Annotated in this window: 15 protein-coding genes and 1 riboswitch; of the genes, 5 read left to right on the top strand and 10 right to left on the bottom strand. The window is 60.6% G+C overall.

From position 1 onward, the window contains the following. The first annotated feature begins 54 nt into the window (after positions 1 to 54). The 4 genes from FH08_RS0142250 to FH08_RS0142265 all read left to right on the top strand — a co-directional run bounded on the left by FH08_RS0142250 (position 55) and on the right by FH08_RS0142265 (position 3,772). On the top strand, positions 55 to 1,086 hold the full coding sequence (locus FH08_RS0142250) for a biotin-dependent carboxyltransferase family protein (RefSeq protein ID WP_031364144.1): 1,032 nt from the start codon (positions 55 to 57) through the stop codon (positions 1,084 to 1,086). A 17-nt stretch (positions 1,087 to 1,103) separates the two neighbouring features. Further along, entirely contained in the window at positions 1,104 to 1,856 is a 753-nt protein-coding gene (pxpA, locus tag FH08_RS0142255) for a 5-oxoprolinase subunit PxpA (RefSeq protein WP_031364145.1), read from the top strand. Between the two features lie 243 nt (positions 1,857 to 2,099). Further along, on the top strand, positions 2,100 to 2,819 hold the full coding sequence (locus tag FH08_RS0142260) for a DUF969 domain-containing protein (protein ID WP_031364146.1): 720 nt from the start codon (positions 2,100 to 2,102) through the stop codon (positions 2,817 to 2,819). Beyond that, entirely contained in the window at positions 2,816 to 3,772 is a 957-nt protein-coding gene (locus tag FH08_RS0142265) for a DUF979 domain-containing protein (RefSeq protein ID WP_031364147.1), read from the top strand. Before FH08_RS0142260 ends, FH08_RS0142265 begins: the two co-directional genes overlap by 4 nt. Before the next feature lie 15 nt (positions 3,773 to 3,787). Here the strand turns inward: FH08_RS0142265 and FH08_RS49015 are convergent, their stop codons facing one another. The 9 genes from FH08_RS49015 to ahcY form a co-directional block, all read right to left on the bottom strand. Next, complete coding sequence (locus FH08_RS49015) at positions 3,788 to 4,873, bottom strand: TraB/GumN family protein (RefSeq protein ID WP_075583454.1); 1,086 nt, start codon at positions 4,871 to 4,873, stop codon at positions 3,788 to 3,790. After that, entirely contained in the window at positions 4,866 to 5,870 is a 1,005-nt protein-coding gene (locus FH08_RS0142275; RefSeq protein ID WP_031364149.1) for a peptide ABC transporter ATP-binding protein, read from the bottom strand. Before FH08_RS0142275 ends, FH08_RS49015 begins: the two co-directional genes overlap by 8 nt. Beyond that, positions 5,867 to 6,862 (bottom strand): ABC transporter ATP-binding protein, encoded by a 996-nt coding sequence (locus FH08_RS0142280; RefSeq protein WP_031364150.1) that lies wholly within the window; start codon positions 6,860 to 6,862, stop codon positions 5,867 to 5,869. Before FH08_RS0142280 ends, FH08_RS0142275 begins: the two co-directional genes overlap by 4 nt. Before the next feature lie 2 nt (positions 6,863 to 6,864). Next, entirely contained in the window at positions 6,865 to 7,782 is a 918-nt protein-coding gene (locus tag FH08_RS0142285) for an ABC transporter permease subunit (protein ID WP_031364151.1), read from the bottom strand. 4 nt (positions 7,783 to 7,786) lie between these two features. Continuing rightward, on the bottom strand, positions 7,787 to 8,797 hold the full coding sequence (locus FH08_RS0142290) for an ABC transporter permease subunit (RefSeq protein ID WP_031364152.1): 1,011 nt from the start codon (positions 8,795 to 8,797) through the stop codon (positions 7,787 to 7,789). A gap of 113 nt (positions 8,798 to 8,910) precedes the next feature. Further along, positions 8,911 to 10,545, bottom strand: a complete 1,635-nt coding sequence (locus FH08_RS0142295; RefSeq protein ID WP_031364153.1) for an ABC transporter substrate-binding protein — start codon at positions 10,543 to 10,545, stop codon at positions 8,911 to 8,913. Between the two features lie 466 nt (positions 10,546 to 11,011). Continuing rightward, positions 11,012 to 11,851, bottom strand: a complete 840-nt coding sequence (gene metF / locus FH08_RS0142300; RefSeq protein ID WP_031364154.1) for a methylenetetrahydrofolate reductase [NAD(P)H] — start codon at positions 11,849 to 11,851, stop codon at positions 11,012 to 11,014. 48 nt (positions 11,852 to 11,899) lie between these two features. Continuing rightward, entirely contained in the window at positions 11,900 to 12,250 is a 351-nt protein-coding gene (locus FH08_RS0142305; RefSeq protein ID WP_031364155.1) for a phage holin family protein, read from the bottom strand. A gap of 80 nt (positions 12,251 to 12,330) precedes the next feature. Beyond that, the gene (ahcY, locus tag FH08_RS0142310; RefSeq protein ID WP_031364156.1) at positions 12,331 to 13,752 is read right to left on the bottom strand and encodes an adenosylhomocysteinase; all 1,422 of its coding nucleotides are present in this window, start codon (positions 13,750 to 13,752) and stop codon (positions 12,331 to 12,333) included. Positions 13,753 to 13,785: 33 nt separating this feature from the next. Then, positions 13,786 to 13,919, bottom strand: a riboswitch (S-adenosyl-L-homocysteine riboswitch). Between the two features lie 119 nt (positions 13,920 to 14,038). Between ahcY and FH08_RS0142315 the strand changes: the two genes are divergently transcribed. Further along, positions 14,039 to 14,992, top strand: coding sequence for a LysR family transcriptional regulator (locus tag FH08_RS0142315; RefSeq protein WP_051888955.1), 954 nt, complete (start codon positions 14,039 to 14,041; stop codon positions 14,990 to 14,992). Between the two features lie 106 nt (positions 14,993 to 15,098). Here FH08_RS0142315 and FH08_RS0142320 read toward each other — a convergent pair whose 3' ends face one another. Beyond that, positions 15,099 to 16,790, bottom strand: a complete 1,692-nt coding sequence (locus FH08_RS0142320) for an OmpA family protein (RefSeq protein WP_031364158.1) — start codon at positions 16,788 to 16,790, stop codon at positions 15,099 to 15,101. Between the last annotated feature and the right edge of the window lie 305 nt (positions 16,791 to 17,095).

Consider the following 17,095-nt stretch of genomic DNA (forward strand, 5'->3'; position numbering starts at 1 on the left):
CACCCTGATGCAACCCGGCGATCACGTGCGTTTTACCGCGCTGGAGGTGCTCGCATGATCGACGTGATTCGCGCCGGCATGCTCTCCTCCGTGCAGGATCTTGGACGCGCGGGGTATCGGCACCTGGGTGTCAGTTCGGGCGGCGCACTCGACGCATTGTCGCTGGAAGTCGGCAACCGGATCGTGGGCAACAAGCCCGACGCGGCCGGCATCGAATTGACGCTCGGACCCACCACGCTGCGCTTCACGCGCGCCACGCGCGTGGCAATCACAGGTACGGATTTCGCTGCAACGCTAGACGATAAACCCGTCTATTCGTGGTGGAGCCTGCCGGTCCAGGCCGGCCAGGAACTGACGCTGCGCGGTGCGCGGCACGGCATGCGCGGTTATGTGTGCGTGGCTGGCGGTATCGACGTTTTGCCCATGCTCGGTTCCCGCAGCACCGACCTCGGCGCGTGCTTCGGCGGTCTCGGCGGCCGGGCGTTGCGCGACGGCGACCGGTTGGCCACGGGCGTGCCTCAGCCGACCAAAACCGCGGTGTTTTCATCGGCGGGAACGGCCTTTGGCGTGAAAGCGCCCGCGTGGTGCAAGTTCGTTTATGTGGAAGAACCGGTACGGCGCGGCAAACACACGCCGGGCAATTCATGGTCGCTGCCGATCCGCGTGTTGCGCGGTCCCGAATACGAGACCTTCACGCAGACGGCCCAGCGCGACTTCTGGAATGAGGAGTGGACGATCACCCCGAACAGCAATCGCATGGGTTTCCGGCTCGCCGGCACAGTGCTGGAACGCGTCGATAAAGCCGACCTTTTGTCCCACGCCGTGTTGCCCGGCACGATTCAAGTCCCGCCGAACGGTCAGCCGATCGTGCTGATGGGCGATGCCCAGACCACCGGCGGATATCCAAAAATAGGCTCGGTCATCAAGGCCGACTTGTGGAAGCTCGCGCAAGCGCGGCTCAACAGCGGTGTGCGCTTTATCGAAACAACGGTCGAAGCCGCGCGTCACGCGCTGGCGGATGAGCGCATGTATGTGAAACAGGTCGAATGGGCGATCGCGATGCACGCGGAACGCCTCGGCCGGTAAATGAACAGGGAACAAAGATGGAAATCGATCTGAACGCCGATCTCGGCGAAGGCATGGGCACCGACGAAGCACTGCTCGATCTCGTGAGCTCCGCGAATATTGCTTGCGGCTGGCACGCGGGGGGAGCTACTGCCATGCGCGATTGCGTGCGCTGGGCTGTCGCGAAGGGGGTCGCCATTGGTGCGCATCCAAGTTTCAACGATCCCGCCAATTTCGGCAGGAAGGAGATGGATCTTCCCGCATCGGAAATTTACGCAGGCGTGTTGTATCAGCTGGGCGCGCTGGCCGGGATCGTGAAGGCCGAAGGCGGCCGAATGGCGCACGTGAAGCCGCACGGCGCGCTGTATAACCAGGCCGCGAAGAATCCGGAAATCGCCGAGGCGATTGTCGCGGCCATTCGCGACTTCGATCCATCGTTGCTCGTGTTCGGGCTGGCGAACAGCAATCTCGTCGATGCCGCGCGCAACGCGAACATGGTGGCTATCGAGGAAGTGTTCGCCGACCGCGGATATCGTGCAGATGGCTCGCTCGTCCCGCGCAAGGACCCCGGCGCGTTGCTCGAGGACGAGGAAGCCGTGATTAGCCGCACGCTGGAAATGGCAACGGAGCATCGTGTCCAGGCGGTCAGCGGAGAGTGGGTGCCAATCAACGCGCAAACGGTCTGTCTTCACGGCGACGGCGCGCACGCGCTCGCATTCGCCCGGCGGATTCGCGGGGCGCTTGAAACGGCGGGCATCGAAGTTCGCGCTGCGCACGCGGCCGAGGTTTGATGACCGGTCGTTAGCGTTATTCACGCGGGTCGAACGCCTGACTCGCTGCTTGCGTCATACCGCGCGGCGGGTCGAATCGACACCTCATGAAACCTGAATGCCTCGCATAATCGCGGGGCGTTTTCGTAAGCGGCCGTAGAGCCGTTTTATCAAGCCAACGGAACGGTCCGCTCGAAGCAAGCGGTTCGTCCAGCGGTGGAAGAAGCCCTTACCGGGGCATTACCCCGACCACTTGGAGATCTTATGGGTACCGCTGTCAACCTATGGCCACTGATAGGCGTGGTCGTCATCATCGTGGGGTTTATCCTGCGCTTCAATCCGATGCTGATCGTGGCCGCCGCTGCCATCATCACCGGCCTGGCGGCGCACTTCCCAGTCGATCGCATCCTCACCGCGATCGGTACGGGCTTCCTCAAGACGCGCAACATCCCGCTCATCATCTTCCTGCCGCTGGCCGTCGTCGGTTTGCTGGAACGGCACGGCCTGCGTGAACGCGCGCAAATCTGGATCTCGGGCATCAAGGCAGCGACGGTCGGGCGCCTGCTGATCGTCTATTTGCTGATTCGCGAGTTGACGGCGGCGGTTGGGCTGACCGGTCTCGGCGGGCATCCGCAAATGGTTCGCCCGCTGCTCGCGCCCATGGCAGAAGGCGCTGCGGAAGCACGCTTCGGCAAGCTTTCCAGCGAAACCCGCTTCAAGCTGCGCGCGTGGTCCGCCGCGACCGACAACGTCGGCCTCTTCTTCGGCGAAGACATCTTCGTCGCGTTCGGCGCGATCGTATTGATGACGACCTTCCTGAAGGAAGCGGGGATCGTGGTCGAACCGCTGCACGTGGCCGTCTGGGGCATCCCGACCGCGATCTGCGCGTTCCTGATTCACGGCTTCCGGCTGTGGCTGCTCGATCGACGGCTGAATCGCGAACTCGGCGCGTTGACCAAAAACGTTCGCGGAGAAACCGCATGACACTCACGCTCAACTATCTGTTCTATCTGCTGGGTATCGTGCTGGTCGTTGTGGCCGGCATGATCTACGTCGACAAGAAACATCCGCGCCGCCTCACCGCCGGGACGTTCTGGCTCGTGTATGCGCTGATTTTCCTGATCGGCGACTGGTTACCGGCCAATGTAGTCGGCGTGCTGGTTATCGTCATGGCATTGATCGCCGGCTTTGGCGGCGTCACGGCCGGCAAGCCGAAAATGCTCTCCGACGAAGCCCGCCGCAACAGCGCCCTGCGTCTTGGCAACAAGCTGTTCGTACCGGCGTTGACCATTCCTGTGGTGACCGTGGTTCTGACGCTGGGAGCGAGTTACCTGGTGTTCGGCGGCAAGCCGCTGCTCGATCCGAAGAACGTCACGCTGATGGGCTTTGGCATCGGCTGTATCGTCGCGCTTGGCGTGGCCTGCGTGATGACGCGCGACACCGTCGGGCAATCGATGAAGGAAACGCGCCGTCTCGTCGATGCGCTTTCGTGGGCAGCCGTGCTTCCGCAAATGCTGGGCATGCTCGGCTTGGTGTTCTCGGATGCGGGCGTGGGCAAGGCGGTCGCGCATGTGACAACGGCCTATGTGAACCTCGATTACCGCTTGGTCGCGGTGGCCGTGTATTGCATCGGCATGGCGCTTTTCACCATGGTCATGGGCAACGGCTTCGCCGCGTTTCCGGTGATGACGGGCGGTGTAGGCGTGCCGATCCTTGTCGGCGTATTCCACGGCAATCCGGCAACGATGGTCGCCATCGGCATGTTCTCCGGCTACTGCGGCACGCTCATGACGCCGATGGCCGCAAACTTCAACATCGTGCCCGCCGCGCTGCTCGAATTACCCGATAAAAACGCGGTGATCAAAGTGCAGATTCCAACGGCGTTATCGATGTTGGTGATCAACATCTTCTTGTTGAACTGGCTGATGTTCCTGTAAAGCAAGGGCGTGGGTTCAAGCCGGATCCACCACGAACCCACGCTTCCTAAGCAACGCCAATACGCCCCGGTTACCCCCAAGATGCAACGCGCCGATAGCCACGAACACCGGCTTGTTCGGCGCGGCCGTGGCCACCATCCGCGCCGCGAATCGATAGTTCCGGTCGATCACCACGCGGTTATCGATCTGCCTCGCAAGCTGCTTCGATCGCGCCAGTTTCTCCGTCTTGGCGTCGTCCCAAGCCTTCAGCGCATCGGCGTCGCCAATCCGCCATAACCGATGCAGCTCCTTCACATCGGCAACGTTCTCGGCAGGCGTCTGCACCAGATCCTGCGCGAGCATTTCCCGCTGTTGCGCCTGCGTGAGCCGCGTGAACGCGGCAATCTGCTCGTTGAGCGTCTCCAGTCCGATCACCCGCCCGCGCGGCCGCAAATACACGTTCTGCAATTGCGTCTCCGTGCCGAACTCGGTTTGAAATCCGGCCTTCAGGGTATCGACGGTTTCAACCAGCATCGACGCAAGCCACGGCCTTGAGCGGCTGATATCGTCGAGCATGACCGAGTTGCCGTGCATGCGCGCTTCGAGCTTTTTCCACAGCGCATCGGGCAGATACCGCGACAGGCACGGCTCCCGGCACGTGCCGTATCGGCTGACTTCATCCGCCGAAACGACCAGGTCGTCGGGAGAGATTTCCAGCGCGAGAATAGGCGATGCGTCGAGTGCGCCGAGGATCGGTTTGCGAAATGGCTGGCGGGCAGGATAGTCGTCGGCGAAACCGACATGCAGCGTGCCAAGCACGTAGATAGTGACTTGGCCTTTGGTGGCGACGTAGAACGGCATATGCGCCGGCTGCGCCTGCACCGGACCGCTGGCGGTGGTGCCATCGGAATGGTCGACATCGGGCGGCGCCGGACGCGCGGGCGGCACCCGCAAGCCCGGCAGCGAAGAAGAGGACGTGGGCGGCACCGCGGCGCCCGGCGGCGAGCGCGCGCCGGTCACGGCGAAAGCCAGACGCGGCGCCACGCAAAGAACGGCAAGCGTGGCCGCCACAACAACAGCAAAACGGCGCGCAACCTGCCGCGCCGTTCGCGTTTCAGGCATCGATCTCCCCGACTTCCTCGGCTCGGTGACAGGAGACGTGCCGACCATCGACGAAACGCAGCGCCGGTTCTTCCACGCGGCATTTATCGATTGCATACGGGCAGCGCTGATGAAATGTGCAACCTGATGGAGGGTTAAGCGGCGAAGGCATTTCGCCCTGCAGCCGGATCTTGATGCGCCGATCTTCTTCGAACAAGGCAGGCGTCGCCGACATCAACGAGCGCGTGTACGGATGACGCGGCCGTGCGTAGATCGTTGCCTTGTCGCCAAGTTCGGCAACACCGCCAAAATACATCACCATGACGTCATCGGCGATATGTTCCACCACCGACAGGTTATGCGAGATGAACACATAGCTTGTACCGAACTGCTGCTGCAGATCCATGAACAGATTCAGAATCTGCGCCTGAATGGATACATCGAGCGCGGACACGGGTTCATCGGCCACCAGGATCTGCGGATCGAGAATCATCGCACGCGCGATCGCAACACGCTGGCGTTGCCCGCCCGAAAACATGTGCGGATACCGCGCCGCGTGTTCGGGCCGAAGCCCAACCGTGCGCATCATGTGCGCGATACGCTCGGCGCGCTCGGCGGACGACAGCTTCGTGTTGATCGCGAGCGGTTCGCCCAGCGTCTGCTCGACCGTCTTCCGCGGATTCAGCGACGCAAACGGATTCTGGAACACCATCTGCACGCGTTGCCGCAAGTCGGCTACTTTCGCGCGGTTTGCGCCCGCTACATCCTCGCCATCGATCAGCAAACGTCCCGATGTGGGCGCTTCGATCATCGTCAACTGGCGCGCCAGCGTCGATTTACCGCAGCCGGATTCGCCCACCACGGCGAGCGTCTTGCCCCGTTCGAGCGAGAACGACACGCCGTTCAACGCCTTCACGGTGCCCTGCTGGAACATGCTGCGCTTGACGCTGTAGTGCCTGGTCAGTTTATCGGCGACGAGGACAGTGTCTTTAGTGAAAGTCTCAGGAACGGCATTCATTGCGCGCCTCCATGGTCTGCCACGAGTTCCATGTTCAGCGGCTTGATGCAGCGTGCGCGCACTGCCGGATCATTCGGGGCGAGTTGAAAGAGCGCCGGCCGCGCCTTGCGGCAATCGTCGACGGCGTAGCTGCAGCGGGGGGCGAACAAACATCCGAGCGGACGATCATCGCGGCCCGGCACCATACCCGGCAACGCCGCGAGACGCTCGGCGCCGCGGCTATGTTCGGGAATCGCGGCGAGCAGCGCTTCCGTGTACGGATGATGCGGCTCGCTGAAAATCGTAGGCACGTGATTCGTTTCGATAATCTCGCCCGCGTACATCACGGCCACTCGCTGCGCGACCTCGGAGACGACCGCGAGATCGTGCGAGATCAGCACGAGCGCCATGCCGCGTTCCTTCTGCAGCTTGACGAGCAGCTCCATGATCTGCGCCTGGATGGTGACGTCGAGCGCGGTGGTGGGTTCATCGGCGATCAGCAGCTTCGGATTGCACGCGACCGCCATCGCGATCATCACGCGCTGGTTCATGCCGCCGGACATCTGGTGCGGGAAGGCATCAATGCGGCTCTTTGCATCGGGAATCCCGACTTGATCGAGCAGGTCCAGCGCACGTTGATGAAGTTTCGATCCTCTGAGGCCTTCGTGCAGCTTGAGGACTTCCTTGATCTGGTAGCCGACGGTATAGCTCGGATTCAGGCTGGAGAGCGCGTCCTGAAAGACCATGGCGATGTCCTTGCCGATAATCTTCCTGCGTTGCCCCGCCGACGCCTTCAGCAAGTCGACGCCGTTGAACGTGACCTGATCGGCCGTGACAATGCCGGGGGCGTCGATCAAGCCCATCAGCGCCATCATGGTGACGCTTTTGCCCGATCCCGATTCGCCGACTACGCCGACCACTTCGCCGGGTTTGACTGATATATCGATTCGATCGACCGCCGGGAGTCCATTGAAACTCACGGCGAGATTGCGGATGGTTAGGAGATCGTCCATTTTTAGGCCATCCGTTTGAGTTTGGGATCGAGTGCGTCGCGCAGACCATCGCCGAGCAGGTTGATCACGAGCACCGAAATCAGAATGGACAGCCCAGGCATGGTCACGATCCACCACGCACTTTCGATGTAATCACGCGCGGAGGCGAGCATTGCGCCCCACTCCGCCGACGGCGGTTGCACGCCGAGGCCGAGAAAACCAAGCGCGGCGGCATCCAGAATGGCGGACGAAAAGCCCAACGTCGCCTGCACGATCAACGGCGCGGCGCAATTCGGCAGAACTTGCGAGAACATCAGCCGCACGGTGCCCGCCCCGGCCACCCGCGACGCCGTCACGTATTCGCGTTGCAGTTCGCCGAGCGCGGACGCACGCGTCAAACGCACATAACCCGGCAACGCGACAATCGCGATAGCGAGCATGGTGTTCACCAGTCCCGGTCCGATGATCGCGACCACCGCGACTGCCAGCAGCAGCGAAGGCAGCGCGAGCAGCACGTCCATGATGCGCATGATCGGCGTATCGAGCCATTTCGGGAAAAACGCGGCCGTCAGTCCGAGCACGATGCCGGGAATTAGCGCCAGCACCACGGACACGAAGCCGATCCAGAACGACAGCCGCGCGCCGTACATCAGGCGCGAGAGGATGTCACGGCCGGCTTCGTCGGTACCCAGAATGAAGTGCCAGTTACCGCCGTCGAGCCACGCGGGCGGGATCTTGACGTTGTCGCGATACTGCTCGATCGGGCTATGCGGCGCGATCAACGGCGCGAAGATCGCGATGAAGACCAATATCAGCACGATCGCGCCGGCCACAACAGCGCCGCGATTGCGTGAGAAATTGGCCCAGAATTCGCGGCCGGCGATGAAGCGGCCACTCGGGACGGGGATCAGCGCCCCGGGGTTGTTTTGGATATCGGCCATGGGCTTACCTCGTGTGGCGAATGCGCGGATTCAGCACGCCGTACAACAAGTCGACGACCAGATTCACAAAAATGACGAGCGTCGCGATCATCAGGATACCGCCCTGCACGACGGGATAATCGCGCCGGCTGATGGCATCGATGAGCCATTTGCCCACGCCCGGCCACGAGAACAACGTCTCGGTCAGCACAGCGCCCGCGAGAAGCGTACCGACCTGCAAGCCGATCACGGTCACCACGGGGATCAGCGCGTTGCGCAGCGCATGCACGATCACCACGCGGCTCGGTGAAAGACCTTTGGCGCGCGCCGTGCGGATGTAATCCTCGCGCAGCACTTCGAGCATCGACGAACGCGTCATGCGCGCGATCACGGCCAGCGGGATGGTGCCCAACACGATAGTCGGCAGAATCAGATGACTGACGGCGGACTTGAACGCGCCTTCATCGGTGGAAAAGAGCGCGTCCCACAGCATGAAGCCGGTGCGGTGCGGAATGTCGTATTCCACCGCAATGCGCCCCGACACCGGCGTCCAGCCCAGCTTCGCCGAGAAAAACATGATGAGGATCAAGCCCCACCAGAAGATCGGCATGGAGTAACCGGTAAGCGCCGTGCCCATCACGCCGTGATCGACGACCGTGCCGCGCCGCAACGCAGCGATCACGCCGGCGGGCAGTCCGATCACCAAGGCGAAGATCATTGCGCAGATGGCGAGTTCGAGCGTCGCTGGAAAGCGCGCCAGGAATTCGCCCATTACGCTGGTATTGGTGATGATCGACGAACCGAGATCACCTTTCAGCGCATGTCCAACATAGTGGAAATATTGAACAGGTAGCGGCAGGTCGAGCCCGAGCCGCTTCATTGCTTCGGCATGCATTGCCGGGTCCACGCCGCGCTCGCCCATCATGACTTCGATAGGATCGCCCGGGATCAGGTGGATTAACGCGAACGCCAGGATCGTGATGCCGATGAACGTCGGGATCACCATGCCTATGCGCCGCAGAACGAATCGGAACATGGTTCGTCTCTTTGGGGAGGAAAAATGCGACCGGCGACGCGGGCTTGTGACCCTTGTCGCCGGACCTTTTCGACTAGTTTTAGTTTTGGTGCATAAAGCGTACCGCTAACAGCTTACTGCACGCCGACGCCGTCGAAACGCAGGTAACCCAGCGGCTCGATCATCATGCCGGTCACCTTCTTGCTCGTCGGCTGATAGACCGTGGAGTGAGCGATCGGCGAGAACGGCAGTTGGTCAGCAAAAATTTGCTGCGCTTGCATATAAGCCTGCGTGCGTTGCGCCTGATCCGACGTATTGCGGCCCTTGATCACCAGGTCGTTGAACGGCTTGTAGCACCAGTGCGAGAAGTTGCTGCCGTTGACCGCTTCACAACCGAGCAGCGTGCCGAGCCAATTGTCTGGATCGCCGTTGTCGCCGGTCCAGCCGATCAGCATGGCGTCGTGTTCGCCTGCGTGGCCGCGCTTGATGTACTCGCCCCATTCATACGTCACAATATTCGCCTTCACGCCAATCTTCGCCCAGTCGGCCTGGATCATCTCGGCCATCAGACGCGCGTTCGGATTGTACGGACGCTGGACCGGCATGGCCCACAGGTTCATCTCGAAGCCGTTCGGGAAACCGGCCTTCGCGAGCAGCGCCTTGGCCTTCTCGGTGTCGTACGCCTGAACCTTCAGATTCTTGTCGTAGGACCATTCGGTCGGCGGAATCGGAGCGGTTGCGGCCTGGCCTGCGCCTTGATACACCGACTCGATGATCGCCTTCTTGTTGATCGCCATGTCCAGCGCGCGGCGTACTTCGACGTTATCGATGTTCTTCTTCGTCGTGTTGTACGCGACGTAGCCTTCGTTGAAGCCCGGTTGCGACGGCGTGTCGAGGTTCGCGTCGGCCTTCAGCGGTGCAATGTCAGCCGGGCGCGGATACGCCATCACCTGGCATTCGTTGCTCTTCAGCTTTTGCACGCGTACGGCGGCGTCCGGCGTGATCGAGAAGATCAGCTTCGAGATCTTGACTGCGCCCGGCTTCCAGTAATCAGGATTGCCGTCGAAACGGATGGTCGCGTCTTTCGTGTAGCTGCGGAAAATAAACGGGCCCGTGCCGACCGGCTGCTGGTTGATATCCGCTGCCTTGCCCGCTTTCAGCAGTTGCTGAGCGTATTCGTCCGACTGGATCGACGCGTATTCCATCGCCATGTTCTGGATAAACGGCGCGTTGACTTCCTTCAGCGTGAACTTGACCGTGTACGGATCGACTGCTTCGATCTTCGTGATCAGCTTGTCCAGGCCCATGTCCGTGAAGTACGGAAACGATGCCGGGTAAGCCTTGCGGAACGGCTGGTTCGGATCGAGCATGCGGTTGAACGTGAAGAGCACGTCGTCCGCGTTGAAGTCGCGCGTGGGCTTGAAGAACGACGTGGTCTGGAACTTCACGCCATGGCGCAGGTGGAACGTGTAAGTCAGGCCATCCGCCGATACATCCCACTTTTCCGCGAGACCCGGTTCGACTTTCGTGCTGCCACGCTCGAATTCCACGAGGCGGTTGTAGACCGTGAACGTGTTCGCGGTGAAATCGGTACCCGTCGTGTATTGCGCGGGATCGAAACCGGCCGGGCTGCCTTCTGAGCAGTAAACGAGCGTTTTGTTGGGAATCGGTGCCGCGTGAGCGACGCTCGCGGTTACAAGCGAGGCCGCGATGGCGGCGCTTAATGCCATCGACAGACGAGCGGCTCGTAACAGGCCAATTTTCTTCATGTTTCCTCCAGGAACGGTGCCGGCTAAAACCAGCGTAGCGCGATATTACTGAGCTTTGCCGGGGGGAACAAGGCGACGAAATTCCCTATGGGAAATAGCGTCCGGGCGTGTGTCCGGCAAGCCAGGCATCAGGGTTGAAAAAGCCGTGTTTTTGCTTAACTTCTCCGAGTTAGGGAGGTTTTGGGTCGATTCAGCGCGATTTTCATCGATTCACGCTGTGTCGCCACACTCACGGGCAACGGCAAATTCGGGCGCTACCGTAGCACGAAAGAAATGTAAATTTAAGTCAAAGAGCAGGATTGTTGCGCGCCGAAAACATAAGTCCATCATGTTTCGTTATGCACAATGTTTCAAGGTGATTAAACGAGAGGGAGGGTAAATACGAAAACCGGGAGGGGAACGCGCGGCGAATGCCGCGCGGGTCAAGCAAAAACATCAGGCTTTATCGGGCCTCGTTCAGGCCTATTCAACCTTTAGATAATGCCAACCGCTCGCAAATCGTCTTGCTTGCGGCTGCGCCGTTCAGCGTATAAAAATGCAGCCCCGGCGCGCCTTCCTCCACCAGCCGTTCGCACAAACCGGTCACCACATCCAGTCCGAACGCGCGGATCGCTTCTCTATCGTCACCAAAACTTTCCAGGCGGCGTGCAATCCACTTCGGCACTTCCGCGCCGCACATCTCGGAGAAACGCATCAACTGCGAGAAGTTCGTGATCGGCATGATGCCCGGCACGATAGGCACATCCACGCCCAGCTTGCGGGCGTCATCGACGAAACGGAAATACGCGTCCGCGTTGAAGAAGTACTGCGTGATCGCCGAGTTCGCGCCGGCCTGCACCTTGCGCACGAAGTTGTCCATATCGGACTTGGGCGAACGCGCTTGCGGGTGATATTCCGGATACGCCGCGACTTCAATGTTGAACCAGTCGCCATGCTCGGCCCGGATAAAACCGACCAGTTCCGATGCGTACCGCAACTCGCCGACTTCGCCCATGCCCGAAGGCAGATCGCCGCGCAACGCCACAATATGACGAATGCCATGCTCGCGATACGCGCCGAGAATGGCGCGCAGACTCTCCTTCGACGACCCGATGCACGACAAATGCGGCGCCGCTTCGAGTCCCTGCTTCATCATCTCGACGACGGTATCGAGCGTGCCTTGCTGCGTGGAACCGCCCGCGCCGAACGTCACGGAGACGAACTTCGGGTTGAGCGTCTTGAGCTGCGCGCCGGTTGCGCGCAATTTCTCGATTCCTTCCTGCGTTTTCGGCGGGAAAAACTCGAATGAGAGTTCGATCGGCTTCATGGGAGAAAGTTGAACGCGGTTGAACGCGCGCGCAGGACGCGCGTGTTCTTAGAAGTTGCGCTGACCGAGGATCAGCGCCGACAGCAGCCAGGACACGATGCTGTACAGAATCGAGCCGAAGAACGCTGACCAGAAACCCGATACTTCGAAGCCTTTAAGCAACGAAGCGCACAGCCAGAAACACAGCGCATTCACGACGAGGATGAACAACCCGAGCGTGAGAATGGTCACCGGCAGCGTAAGCAGCACCAGCAACGGACGCAGGAACGTATTGATCAGCCCGAGCACGATCGCCACGATCAGCGCGGTGCCGAAACTGCGAATGTGAATCGACGGCACAAGGTAAGTGATGATCAACAGCGCGAGCGCGTTGATCAGCCAGGTCAGCAGCACGGACATCGATGGTCTCCTGGTACGTGAGGAAGGGTCACGTGCGTGAGCTTGATCAAACCCACGCACGCTTTGAGACTAAACCGCTATCAATAACGGTAGTGGTTCGGCTTGAACGGACCCATCTTGTCCACGCTGATGTAGTTCGCCTGATAGTCGGACAACACGGTCAGTTCTGCGCCAATACGGCCCAGATGCAGGCGCGCGACCTTTTCATCAAGGTGCTTGGGCAAAACGTAGACCTTGTTTTCGTACTTGTCGCCATGCACGAACAATTCGATCTGAGCGATCGTCTGGTTCGTGAACGATGCCGACATCACGAACGACGGATGGCCCGTCGCGCAACCCAGGTTCACCAGGCGGCCTTCAGCCAGCAGGATGATGCGCTTGCCGTCGGGGAAAATGATGTGATCGACTTGCGGCTTGATGTTGTCCCACGTGTACTGGCGCGTGGAGGCTACGTCGATTTCCGAGTCGAAGTGACCAATATTGCAGACGATAGCGTTGTTGCGCATCGCCTTCATGTGGTCATGGCCGATCACGTGGAAATTGCCCGTCGCGGTCACGAAAATGTCGGCCTTGTCGGCGGCATATTCCATGGTGACCACGCGATAGCCTTCCATGGCTGCCTGCAGTGCGCAGATCGGGTCGATTTCCGTGACCCACACCGTCGCGCCCAGACCGCGCAGCGATTGCGCGCAACCCTTGCCCACATCGCCGTAACCGGCAACAACCGCGATCTTGCCGGCGATCATCACATCGGTGGCGCGCTTGATGCCGTCGACCAGCGATTCACGGCAGCCATACAGGTTGTCGAACTTCGACTTCGTGACCGAGTCGTTCACGTTGATAGCCGGGAACGGCAGGCGCCCTTCCTTTTCCATCTGATACAGACGATGCACGCCTGTCGTCGTTTCTTCCGTCACGCCCTGGATGTGCACGAGGCGCTTGGAATACCACGTCGGGTCGATATCGAGGTGAGCGGCAATCGACTTGTACAGCGCGACTTCTTCTTCGTTTTCCGGCTTGGCAATGACCGAACGGTCCTTTTCAGCCTTCGAGCCGAGGATCAGCAGCAACGTGGCGTCGCCGCCGTCGTCGAGGATCATGTTGGCGAATTCGCCGTTCGGCCATTCGAAGATGCGGTGGGAAAATTCCCAGTATTCGTCGAGCGATTCGCCCTTGAACGCGAACACCGGCACGCCGCCTTGGGCAATAGCCGAGGCTGCGTGATCCTGCGTCGAGAAAATGTTGCACGATGCCCAGCGGACATCCGCGCCGAGTGCGGTCAGCGTTTCGATCAGCACGCCGGTCTGGATGGTCATGTGCAGCGAACCGGCGATACGCGCGCCCTTCAGCGGCTGCGATACCTTGTATTCCTCACGCGTTTGCATGAGGCCGGGCATTTCCGTTTCAGCGATGTTCAGTTCCTTGCGGCCCCAGGCAGCAAGCGACAGATCGGCGACGACGAAATCTTTGTTGGTGTTTGAATCGAGAACTGCGGCGTTCATCACGCCCTCCTTTCTAAATGGAAATATAGAAATTTGACGTGAGCGCCGTTCGATGCGGTGGTTCAACAAGCGCTTACTGGTCTGAAAGCGCTGGTCACTCCGTCCGATTGAATGCTTCGAGCCTGGCGGCCTTCATGTTGAAAACCGTCGCAACGCTCCTCGAAGCGAGTTGCGATTGTAGCAAATTGGGATGGCGGGAGCGCGTTTGAGCGTGCGCTTTGTTTTACCCGCGCCCTAATGACTTAAACTTATCAAATGCATTCCAATCTGGAATTCAAGGAACTGTATGGAATTGCGATCGTTGCGATATTTCGTCGAGGTCGTGAAGCAAAAAAGCTTCACCGGCGCGGCGGAGAAAATGTTCGTCACGCAGCCCACCATCAGCAAGATGGTGAAGTCGCTCGAGGACGAAATAGGTTCGCCACTGCTGCTGCGCGAGAGCCGCCAGATGACGCTAACGGACGCCGGCCAGATCGTCTATCAGCGCGGGCTGGAAGTGCTCGCGGCGCACGCGCAGCTCGAAGCGGAACTCAACGATCTCGGCAAACTCGGGCGCGGCACGCTGACTATCGGCATTCCGCCGATGGGCGGATCGCTGTTCACCCCGGCCATCGCCACATTCAAGAAGCGCTATCCGAAGGTGGAACTGAAGCTGTTCGAGCGTGGCTCGAAGGCGATCGAGGCGGCGCTGATCGACGGCGAAATGGAACTTGGCGGCGTGCTGCAACCGGTGGATCTCGCCACGTTCGACGTACTGCCGATCAGCCGCCAGCTACTCTGGCTCGTCGCGCCAAAAGGCTCGCGCTGGGACGCCGTGGCGGACGTGGCGCTCGCCGATCTCGCGCCGGAACCGTTCGTGTTCTACGGCGAAAGCCTGGCGCTGTCAGATCTCGTGCTCACCGCCTGCGGCGAAGCGGGGTTCACGCCGACTATCGTGGGGCGTAGCGGCCATTGGGATTTCATGGCGGCGCTGGTGCAGGCGGGTGTCGGTATTGCGTTGCTGCCGGCGCCGTATTGCCGGCGGCTCGATATCAACGCGTTCACCTGCCGGCCAGTGGTCGCGCCGGAGATTCACTGGGATATGGCCGTGGGCTGGCGCCGCAACGGTTATTTGTCGAACGCGGCGCGCGCGTGGCTCGACGTCGTGCGGCAAACACTGCCAGCCAATCTCGGCGATGACTTCCTGCAAGGCCCCGTTGAACGATTTCCGGCGCGCGTGCGCAACGCCCCACCGCGGTAACGCGTCGCCAAGCGCCAAAGTAAAAACCCCCTGTCCCGCTCGCGCGGGACAGGGGGTTTTCAGTTGCTACGTTGGTACAGAACCTTCGCAGCGTCCGTTCAGCCGATTATTCCTGCACGGCGAAGTCGATCCGGCGGTTAGCGAAACGTCCGCTGGCCGTCGAGTTATCGGCAATCGGATGTTCATCGCCGAAACCTTGCGCCGTCAGCGAATCAGCAGCAACGCCGTGCTTCACGAGGAACGCGCGCACTGCTTCCGCCCGCTTCTTCGACAACGCCAGATTCGTGCTCGCCGGCCCGACATTGTCCGAATAACCGCCCACGTTCAGCTTCACGGTCTTGCCCTTGGCTTCACACGCCTTCAGCACTTGCGCCGATTTCGCCAGCGCCAGTTGCGCGTCTTGCGGCGGCACGTCGGAACCTGTGCGGAAATTGACGACTTGCAGGTTCAGCACTTTGGCGACATCGGCGGCAGAGCAATCATCGCTCAACGACGAGAACGCGCTCATGAACGATTCCTTCGCGCTTTCGACCGCTTGCTTGACGTCAAACGTGCCGATGGTGAAGCCCGCGCCGAACAACGACTTCAGCTTGTCCATCCAGCCATTGCGCACGTCGGCAGCCGACCCGCTCAATTCGATCTTCTCACCCGACAACCTGGCTTCCGCGCCCGGCAATTGCATCAGCGGCAACAGGCCGTCGAGCTTGTCGAGCCAGCTTGCGGGCTTTGTATCCGGATCAACGGTAATGGTCGCATTCAGATGGTCCGCGCCGAACTTCGCCGTCAGTGCGGCGAGCAGCTTGGCCTTCTCTTCTTCGCTGCCGACCGTTGCGTGAATGGCCGGTGCGCCAAGCTTGTCGACGGTAAATGTCAGCAGAGCGTCCTTGGTCGGTGCGGGTGCGGCAGCGGGTGCCGAAGCCGGTGCGGCTTCCGAAGCGACCGCCGACGCCGCTTCAGCAGCAACCGCCGGAGTCGATGTCACCACCGGCGCTGCGGCGGACGCCGCAACAGGAGCTGCGGCGGGTGCCGGTACGAGCGGCGTCTGGTTACCGCAGCTACGGCCGAACAGCAATGCGAGCAACGCAAGAGCGGCAGCTACGGCCAGCCACCACCATTTCTTCGATCCAGCCTTCTCTTCCATCACGATGCGGTCGAGCGACGGGTTGACGGCGGGCGTTGAGCCAGCTGTCGACGGGTGTTCGAGATGCGACGACACCGCTTTCATCTGCGCCGCGACGCCGGACAGGAAACTGCCCGCGCCGCCCAGACCCAACGCACTGGCGATGTCTTCCGTCATGCTTGCCTTCACCATCGGCAACTGATGGCCGAGGAGCGTGGGCAATTGACCGACATTGCTGCTGGATTTCGTGAAGTAGTGCTTTAGCACGCCGAACAATACGGTCGTGACGATGCCGCCCACTGCATGCGTGGCGCCAACCGATACGCCGGTCTTGGCTGCCACCGCGTTGCTGAGTGCGTTCACACGTTCTTCGGATGCGACGCCGCTCGCGAGCCGCGTACCCGACGCGAGCAACGATTGGAGGCCGTCGCCGTGGACGAGTTGCGGCAGCATATCGACAATATTCGCGTTCGCATCCGGTGACATGATCGACGAGAACAAGCTGCGCGCGCCTTCAGGCGACGCGGCTTTGTTCATCAGCGACCCGACGAGCGCCGGCGCGATCATGCCGACCACGCGCTTGGCCGCTTCGGGCGCGACGCCCAGTTTTGTAGCGAGTTGCTGCAACACGCTTTCGGTCAAAGCGCCCTGTACTAGCTGAATAACATTGATGCTCATTTAAATTGCCTTTTCCTTACTTGCGTGATTTCGCCAACCGCCCAGAGTGAGCGAAGCGGATTATAGGTTCGGCCTATAAGAAATAAGGACTTCCGACTAAAAATCGGAAATACCTCAAAGCGGAAAGTTTGAGACGATTCTCAATGCGTCTTGCATTACCCACGAATGCCATCGCATTGACGCGGTAATCGACGCGCAAACTTTGAATGAACGTCAATTCGCACTATTCGGTTGAATGGACGAAGCCGTAGCGCATGACGTCGATCAAGCTTTTTGCAAAAATTGAGACAAGCGGGCAAACTGAA

The sequence above is a fragment of the Caballeronia sordidicola genome, from assembly GCF_000729995.1.
GTDB lineage: Bacteria > Pseudomonadota > Gammaproteobacteria > Burkholderiales > Burkholderiaceae > Caballeronia > Caballeronia sordidicola_A.